Source organism: Bacillus cereus group sp. Bc061 (assembly GCF_027715825.1).
In the GTDB taxonomy this organism is placed as follows: domain Bacteria; phylum Bacillota; class Bacilli; order Bacillales; family Bacillaceae_G; genus Bacillus_A; species Bacillus_A paranthracis.
This window is the reverse complement of sequence record NZ_JAQFTZ010000017.1, coordinates 40,617-48,472: the sequence shown is the minus strand read 5'-3', so window position 1 is coordinate 48,472 and position 7,856 is coordinate 40,617. Positions and strand designations below refer to the sequence as shown.

Below are 7,856 nucleotides of genomic sequence, written 5' to 3'. Positions count from 1 at the left end.
TTCATCCTGAGCCAGGATCAAACTCTCCAATAAAGTTAGTTTGTCTAGCATCATAAAATAAAAATTGACGTTTCACGTTGTTTGTTTCGTTCAGTTTTCAAAGAACTACTTCGTCGCTCAGAAGCGACTTTATTAATATAACATTTCGTTATATTTTCGTCAACAACTTTTTTCAAAAAGTTGTTTTTCGTTTGTTTTGCTTGTTACCTTTCGTGGCAACGAATATAAATATACCAGTTTGATTATTAAAATGCAATAGTTTTTCTAATAAAATTTTTAACTTAGTAAAAAAGTATAAAAACAGCACTTTTCTTCTATATAAATATAATTTCCCCCACCATCGACATCTAACGCCCGACGCTCATACTCAAATAAAAAAAGCTTTGGAGAAATCTCCAAAGCTTAGTCTTGTTTATGACGCATAGCAGGGAATAATAGTACGTCACGAATAGATGGTGCATTCGTTAATAACATAACAAGACGATCAATACCAATTCCTAGTCCACCCGTAGGAGGCATACCATACTCAAGAGCTTCGATATAATCATCATCCATCATGTGAGCTTCATCATTACCTTGTTCGCGTTCTTTTAATTGCGCTTCAAAACGTTCTTTCTGATCAATTGGATCATTTAATTCAGTGAATGCATTTGCATGTTCACGTGCAACGATAAATAATTCGAAACGATCTGTGAATCGTGGATCTTCGTCATTCTTTTTCGCAAGTGGCGAAATTTCTACTGGATGACCGTAAATAAATGTTGGTTGGATTAATTTATCTTCTACTTTTTGCTCGAAGAATTCATTAATAATATGACCAACTTCCATTGTATCCTTAATTTCTACATTATGTTCTTTTGCAAGTTCACGCGCTTCTTCTACACTCATCGGATTCCAGAAATCTGCTCCAGAATGTTCTTTAATTGCATCTACCATATGAAGACGTGTCCATTCTGGTTCTAGATTAATTTCATAATCACCATATTGGATTGTTGTTGTACCTAGTACTTGCTTCGCGATATGAGCAACCATATTTTCTGTTAGTTTCATAATATCTTTATAATCAGCATACGCTTCATATAATTCAATCATCGTAAACTCAGGGTTATGACGAGTTGATACACCCTCGTTACGGAATACACGGCCGATTTCATAAACTTTTTCTAATCCACCCACAATAAGGCGTTTTAAATGAAGTTCAATTGCGATACGCATATATAATTCCATATCTAACGCATTATGGTGCGTGATGAAAGGACGCGCAGAAGCTCCACCTGCAATTGCATGCATCATAGGTGTTTCCACTTCAAGATAACCGTTGTCATCTAAGTATCTTCTCATTTCACGAATGATCTTACTGCGAGTAACGAATGTTTCACGGCTTTCCATACTTGTAATTAAGTCTAAGTAACGTTGACGGTAGCGTTGTTCAACATCTTTTAATCCATGATATTTATCCGGTAATGGACGAAGAGATTTCGTTAATAGCGTAAATCCCGTTGCTTTCACTGAAAGTTCTCCAACGTTCGTTTTGAAAATTTTACCTTCAATACCTACTAAGTCACCTAAATCTGCTGTTTTAAATAATTCGTACTCTTCATCTCCAACAGCATCTTTACGAACGTAAATTTGAACTTGTCCATGTAAATCTTGAATATGTGCAAATCCAGCTTTTCCTTTACCGCGTTTTGTCATAATACGACCAGCGATAGAAACAGAGATTTCTTTCTCCTCTAATTCTTCTTTAGAGAACTCTCCATATAGGCTTAATAATTCATTTGTTGCATTTGTACGTTCAAAACGTTTACCGAACGGATCGATCCCTTGCTCACGTAAGTTATGTAGCTTTTCACGACGAACAAGCAATTGGTCGTTTAATTCTTCGTGGTTCATGTTATCCATGGTATTGATATCACTCCAGCTCTATTAATTTTTACAATATATACAGTATAGCATTTTCTACTCAACTAGAAAAACTGCCAGCAACTAACTGGCAGTTCTTCTTTCTTTCACGTAATTATAGGAAGTGTATAGAAGAATGTCAATCTTCCCTTCCTATTATTAACCAACGTGAATTGTTTGTTGTTTCGCTTCTACTTCTTCTACAAATGTACCTAATACATTTGCAAGGTCTTCACGCGTATTACAAGCATTGATACCATTACGTACAGTTGCATTACCACGAATGCCTTTTAAATACCAAGCTGCGTGCTTTCTCATCTCTCTTACAGCGACATTTTCATTCTTTAAATCGATCAGACGATCTAGATGCAACATACATACGTCAATTTTCTCACGTACTGTCGGTTCCGGCATTAATTCACCAGTCTCTAAATACTTTACCGTACGATAAATCATCCATGGATCTCCAAGGGCAGCGCGGCCAATCATAACACCATCTACACCAATTTCATCAAGCATACGCTTTGCATCTTGCGGCGTTGCGACATCACCATTTCCGATAACCGGGATATTTACAGCTTGCTTTACTTGTTTAATAATATCCCAATCCGCTTTTCCTTCATACATTTGTACTCGTGTGCGCCCATGAACTGCTACCGCTTGTCCACCAGCACGCTCAACAGCTTTCGCATTCTCGATTGCGAAAATATGATCCTCATCCCAACCAATACGCATTTTTACTGTAACTGGTTTTTTTACAGCATCTACAACTGCCGCTACCATTTCATATATTTTATTTGGGTCTAAAAGCCACTTTGCTCCTGCATCACACTTAACGATTTTTGGTACTGGGCACCCCATATTAATATCAATGATGTCTGCTGTCGTATATTGATCTACGTATTTCGCAGCATCTACAAGAGTTTCTTTCTCGCCACCAAAAATTTGTAAACTTAATGGCTTTTCTCTCTCATCAATATATAACATATCTAATGTTCTTTTATTGTTCAGTAGTATCGCCTTATCACTTACCATTTCAGCACAAACTAGGCCTGCACCGAATTCTTTTACTGTCAAACGGAATGCAGAGTTACACACTCCCGCCATCGGTGCTAATACAACCGGATTTTTCATCTCAATATTTGCGATTTTTAACACTCGATTTACTCCTTCCTTCATGGTCACTTTGGCATTAGCTCATCTATCGAGACCTTTAATGCTTTAGCAACTTCCACTACAAAGTCTTGGGAAGGCGATCGATTTCCTCGCTCAACTTCACCTAAAACAGATACAGATACCCCTAATTCTTTTGCAAAACCTTCTTGCGTATAACCTTTTAGTTTTCGAAAAGCACGAATGCGTCTTCCCCATTTTTCTGCTTCCATACCGTTACTCCCTCTCGCCTTTTCATTTCTTCTACTTGTGAACGTGAAATGTTTTGTTTTATATCTTGATTAATCTCTAACAACGGAACGATAACAAAAGCTCTTTCGAACATCCGCGGATGCGGAACAATAAGATTCTCTGCTTCAATATTTTCTTGATTATATAGTAAAATGTCAAGGTCGATAGTCCTAGGTCCCCACCTAATTTCCCTTTTTCTTCCTAGATCATTTTCTACTTTTTGCGTTACTTTCAATAATTCTTGCGGTGATAAATTGGTAGAAATTTTTATAACTAAATTTAAAAAGCAACTTTGGTCAGTATAGCCAACCGGTTCCGTCTCATATACAGACGAAACATCCTCAACTTTGATATAAGGATTTTTATTCAGAAACTGAATCGCTTCAGTTAAATACGTATAACGTTCTCCAATATTTGAACCTAATGCAATGTAAGCTATATTATTCATGGACGTTCTCTCGTAATTTCTACCGCTACAGCACGATAATGTCCTGGTATCGGCGGATCTGGTTTAATTACCTTTATCGTACATCTTGAAATACTCTCATATTGTTTCAATATATCTGTAGCAATATTTTCAGCAATACTCTCTACAAGCTTATATGTTCTATCTTCTACAACTTTCCTACATAATTCGAAAAGCTCTCCATAATTAACAGAATGCTCTAAGTCATCACTTTCTCCTGCTTGTTTCAAATCCAATTCCACCGTTAAGTCCACTTTAAATCTCTGGCCCAATTTATTTTCCTCTGGGAATACACCATGATAACCGTAAAACTCCATATCATGAATATAAATTTTATCCAATTACTTTACCCCCTTACCAATCATCGCATCCATCATCTTAGCCATACGTGCCATTTCCTTCACATCATGAACACGAACAAACTCACAACCCTTTTCAATACCAAGACAAACGGTAGCTCCCGTCCCCTCAAGACGTTCTTCTACCGGTAAATCTAGCACATGCCCAATAAAGGACTTTCTTGAAGTACCTAAGAGAACTGGATAACCTAGTACGTTTAACTGTTCTAAATTACGCATCGCTTCTAAATTTTGTTCAGGTGTTTTAGCAAAACCGATGCCCGGGTCTAAAATGATATTCTCATCTCGTACACCAGCATCTTTAGCAATTTTAATACTGTCATATAAATCAGCAACCATATCAGCCATTAAATTACGATAATTCATGTTATCGCGATTATGCATTAAGATAATAGGTACATCGTAATGAGCCGCAACTTCAGCGATTTTCGGTTCCGCCTTCGCTCCCCAAACATCATTAATAATATGAGCACCAGCTTCGATTGCTTGTTTTGCAACTTCCGCTTTATATGTGTCGATAGAAATAGGCAATTTCACCTCTTTTGAAACAGCCTGAATCATTGGAACAACTCGTTTTATTTCTTCTTCCACTGACACTTTAGCAAAGCCCGGACGAGTAGATTCGCCACCAATATCAATAATATGAGCACCTTCATCTCGCATTTCTTTCGCATGGCGCACTGCAGCATCTACCTCGTTGTAACTCCCACCATCAGAAAACGAATCTGGTGTTACATTTAAAATCCCCATAATTAACGTTTTTTCATTTAAGTTCAATGTATATTCGCCGCAGCGCAAATCATAATCCCACTTCAAACTACACATCTCCTCTTCGTAATTCATTTCTGCTCCACAATTTCTCTCTCTGCATTTCATAAAGGTTCATAAATCTTTTTGTAACCATACCTACTTTACCCGGGAAATCTCGTCCCTCTATACGATTAAGCGGAACAATTTCTTGAATCGAGTTTGTTACGAAGACTTCATCGGCTGAAAGTAATTCATCTTTTGTAAAGAAACCTTCTTTTACTTCTATACCAATCTCTTCAGCAACCTTTATAATAAACGCACGAGTGATACCATTTAAAATCCCTGTTTCAAGCGAAGGTGTATATAAAATATCACCTTTCACAAAAAAGAGATTCGAAACAATACCCTCTGCAACATAACCTACTTCAGTCAGGAAAATCCCTTCCTTATTCACACCATTTCCAATTTCACGTTTCCCTAAAATGTTATTTAAATAATGGTGAGACTTCAAGCGAGATGCACCCTCTGGGGTATTTCTCACTTGATTTAAGATAACCCCTTCTTTTTCCACTACATCTCCCGGGGCCGCTAAAGGTTTTATAAAAACAATAATAGACGGCTCTTCATACATTTCTGTTTGCAATCCAATTTCATCTATACCCGCCGATACATTAAAACGGACATACGCATGCTCTAATTTATTCTTAACGATTAAATTCTTCAAAATAAGCATTACTTCATCTTTCGTCATTGTCCATTTTATTTGCAATGTATCCAGCGCATCTATTAAACGGTCATAATGATCATCCAATAAGAAAGGATGACCATTATAAATACGAAAAGTCTCAAAAACTCCAAGACCATATAAATAACCATGATCATAAGGAGAAATTCTCGCTTCACTCGATTCTACATACTGACCATTTACGTAAATTAACATGATGTCACACTTGGACTATATTTACGAATGAAATTCTGCAACAACTCTTTCCCGTGAGAAGTCATAATAGATTCCGGGTGGAACTGCACCCCTTCAATTGGTAATGTTGTATGGCGGAGCGCCATAATTTCCCCTTCTTCTGTCCAAGACGTTACCTCTAAACAATCAGGTAACGTCTCTTTCTTAACAATAAGGGAATGATAGCGTGTCGCGGTAAACGGATTAGGGATATCCGAAAAAATCGTCTTCTCATCATGATGCATAAGCGATGTTTTCCCATGCATTAATCGCTCTGCACGAACAACCTCTCCACCAAACACTTGCGCAATAGATTGATGCCCAAGACAAACCCCAAAAATCGGAATCTTTCCAGCAAAGTATCGAATAACCTCCATACTAATTCCTGCCTCATTCGGACTACATGGACCTGGCGAAATCATTAAAAAGTCTGGTTTCATATTCTCAATATCTGAAATAGTCACTTCATCGTTACGTTTAACAACAAGATCTTGTCCAAGTTCTCCAAGAAACTGCACTAAATTAAATGTAAAAGAATCATAATTATCAATCATTAATATCATTTCTCTCACCTAACCGTTTCTTCACTACGTTCTTTTGCACGCCATAAAGCAATCGCCTTTTTTAACGACTCTTTATATTCATTTTCCGGATTTGAATCAATTACAATTCCCGCCCCAGCTTGTACATGCGCTTTTCCGTCTTTAGCAAGAAGTGTCCTAATTACAATATTCAATTCTGTATCTCCAGAATAACTGATCCAACCGATTGAACCTGTATAAATCCCTCGGCGAACAGGTTCTAATTCTTCAATAATTTCCATCGTACGTATTTTCGGAGCACCCGTAATTGTTCCTCCAGGGAATACAGCCTTCACTAAATCGAAAGCATCTTTATCTTCTTCCACCTCACCACGCACATTAGAAACAATATGCATAACATGTGAGTATTTCTCAATTACCATAAACTCGTCTACTTCTACAGTGCCATATTTACAAACACGTCCTAAATCATTTCGCTCTAAATCTACAAGCATGACGTGCTCCGCTCTTTCTTTTTCATTCTCAATTAATTCCCTTGCCAATTCTTCATCCTCTTGCTCATTTGCCCCTCTAGATCTCGTTCCAGCAATTGGTCTTGTACTTACTTCAGTTCCCTGTTTCTTAATTAGCAACTCTGGCGATCCACTTACAATTTGAAAATCCCCGAGCTCCAAGTAACCCATATATGGAGATGGATTAATTTCACGAAGACTTGTATATATTTCTAGTGGGTGTGTTTGTAACGTTCTTTCTTGTCTTGTCGACAAGTTTACTTGGAACACATCACCAGCCCCAATATATTCTTGAATACATTCAACCGCCTTCATAAAGCTTTCTTCAGTAAAAGCAACTGCTTCATTTTTCTTTTCAGGGCACGCAAACGGTATAGTCACTTCCGGCGCTTCTGTTGCCCAAAGAATCTTCCATTCATTTAATCGCTCTTTTGCCTCTTCGTGCTTATCTACATAATGTGTAATAATCCATAATACTTTTTCTTTTTGATCATACACAAACACATCATCAAATAATAAAAAGAATATATCAGGTATATTAATATCATCTTCCGCAAGAGAAGGAAGTTTTTCAATATAACGGATGCAATCATAACTAAAGTAACCAATTGCACCACCTTGAAAAGGCGGGTATTCCGGATTATAATCCGTTTTCCATCGCTCCATATATTCCTGCATTAAATCTAATGGGTTTCCTTGCTTTATTGTTTCCTTACCACTTTCACTTATATGTAACGTTTCACCCTTCCCTCGGATTACCGCTACTGGGTTTAATCCCACGATGTTATAACGACCGCCACGTCCACTCTCTAACAAAATATGTTGCGGTTTATCCTTAGAAAGAAATTTATATTGCTTAAAGAAATCTAACTGATATGGAATAGAAAGCGCTAAAGATTTTCTTCGTTGCATATCAACACCCCGTCTTCTTTTATCCCACCCTCTTATATTAACCACTTCAAG

General features: G+C 37.3%; 9 protein-coding genes. All 9 read right to left on the bottom strand.

The annotated features are described in order from the left end of the window. Positions 1-402: 402 nt before the first annotated feature. The gene (gene lysS, locus PDQ40_RS27070; protein WP_000369677.1) at positions 403-1,902 is read right to left on the bottom strand and encodes a lysine--tRNA ligase; all 1,500 of its coding nucleotides are present in this window, start codon (positions 1,900-1,902) and stop codon (positions 403-405) included. A gap of 159 nt (positions 1,903-2,061) precedes the next feature. Further along, the gene (gene dusB / locus PDQ40_RS27065) at positions 2,062-3,060 is read right to left on the bottom strand and encodes a tRNA dihydrouridine synthase DusB (RefSeq protein ID WP_000912268.1); all 999 of its coding nucleotides are present in this window, start codon (positions 3,058-3,060) and stop codon (positions 2,062-2,064) included. Between the two features lie 23 nt (positions 3,061-3,083). Continuing rightward, complete coding sequence (locus tag PDQ40_RS27060; RefSeq protein ID WP_000387027.1) at positions 3,084-3,287, bottom strand: helix-turn-helix domain-containing protein; 204 nt, start codon at positions 3,285-3,287, stop codon at positions 3,084-3,086. Next, positions 3,239-3,754, bottom strand: coding sequence for a 2-amino-4-hydroxy-6-hydroxymethyldihydropteridine diphosphokinase (gene folK / locus PDQ40_RS27055; RefSeq protein WP_001059445.1), 516 nt, complete (start codon positions 3,752-3,754; stop codon positions 3,239-3,241). The genes PDQ40_RS27060 and folK overlap by 49 nt, the downstream gene beginning before the upstream one ends. Further along, the gene (folB, locus tag PDQ40_RS27050) at positions 3,751-4,113 is read right to left on the bottom strand and encodes a dihydroneopterin aldolase (RefSeq protein ID WP_000358059.1); all 363 of its coding nucleotides are present in this window, start codon (positions 4,111-4,113) and stop codon (positions 3,751-3,753) included. Before folB ends, folK begins: the two co-directional genes overlap by 4 nt. Then, positions 4,114-4,974: a dihydropteroate synthase gene (gene folP / locus PDQ40_RS27045; RefSeq protein WP_002081846.1), complete on the bottom strand. Its 861-nt coding sequence runs from the start codon at positions 4,972-4,974 to the stop codon at positions 4,114-4,116. Beyond that, positions 4,949-5,821 carry an aminodeoxychorismate lyase gene (gene pabC / locus PDQ40_RS27040; protein WP_000909889.1) on the bottom strand — a complete coding sequence of 291 codons (873 nt, stop codon included), beginning with the start codon at positions 5,819-5,821 and terminating at the stop codon, positions 4,949-4,951. Before pabC ends, folP begins: the two co-directional genes overlap by 26 nt. After that, positions 5,815-6,402 carry an aminodeoxychorismate/anthranilate synthase component II gene (pabA, locus tag PDQ40_RS27035; protein WP_000602276.1) on the bottom strand — a complete coding sequence of 196 codons (588 nt, stop codon included), beginning with the start codon at positions 6,400-6,402 and terminating at the stop codon, positions 5,815-5,817. Before pabA ends, pabC begins: the two co-directional genes overlap by 7 nt. Before the next feature lie 5 nt (positions 6,403-6,407). Further along, the gene (gene pabB, locus PDQ40_RS27030; RefSeq protein WP_001189692.1) at positions 6,408-7,805 is read right to left on the bottom strand and encodes an aminodeoxychorismate synthase component I; all 1,398 of its coding nucleotides are present in this window, start codon (positions 7,803-7,805) and stop codon (positions 6,408-6,410) included. Positions 7,806-7,856 lie beyond the last annotated feature (51 nt).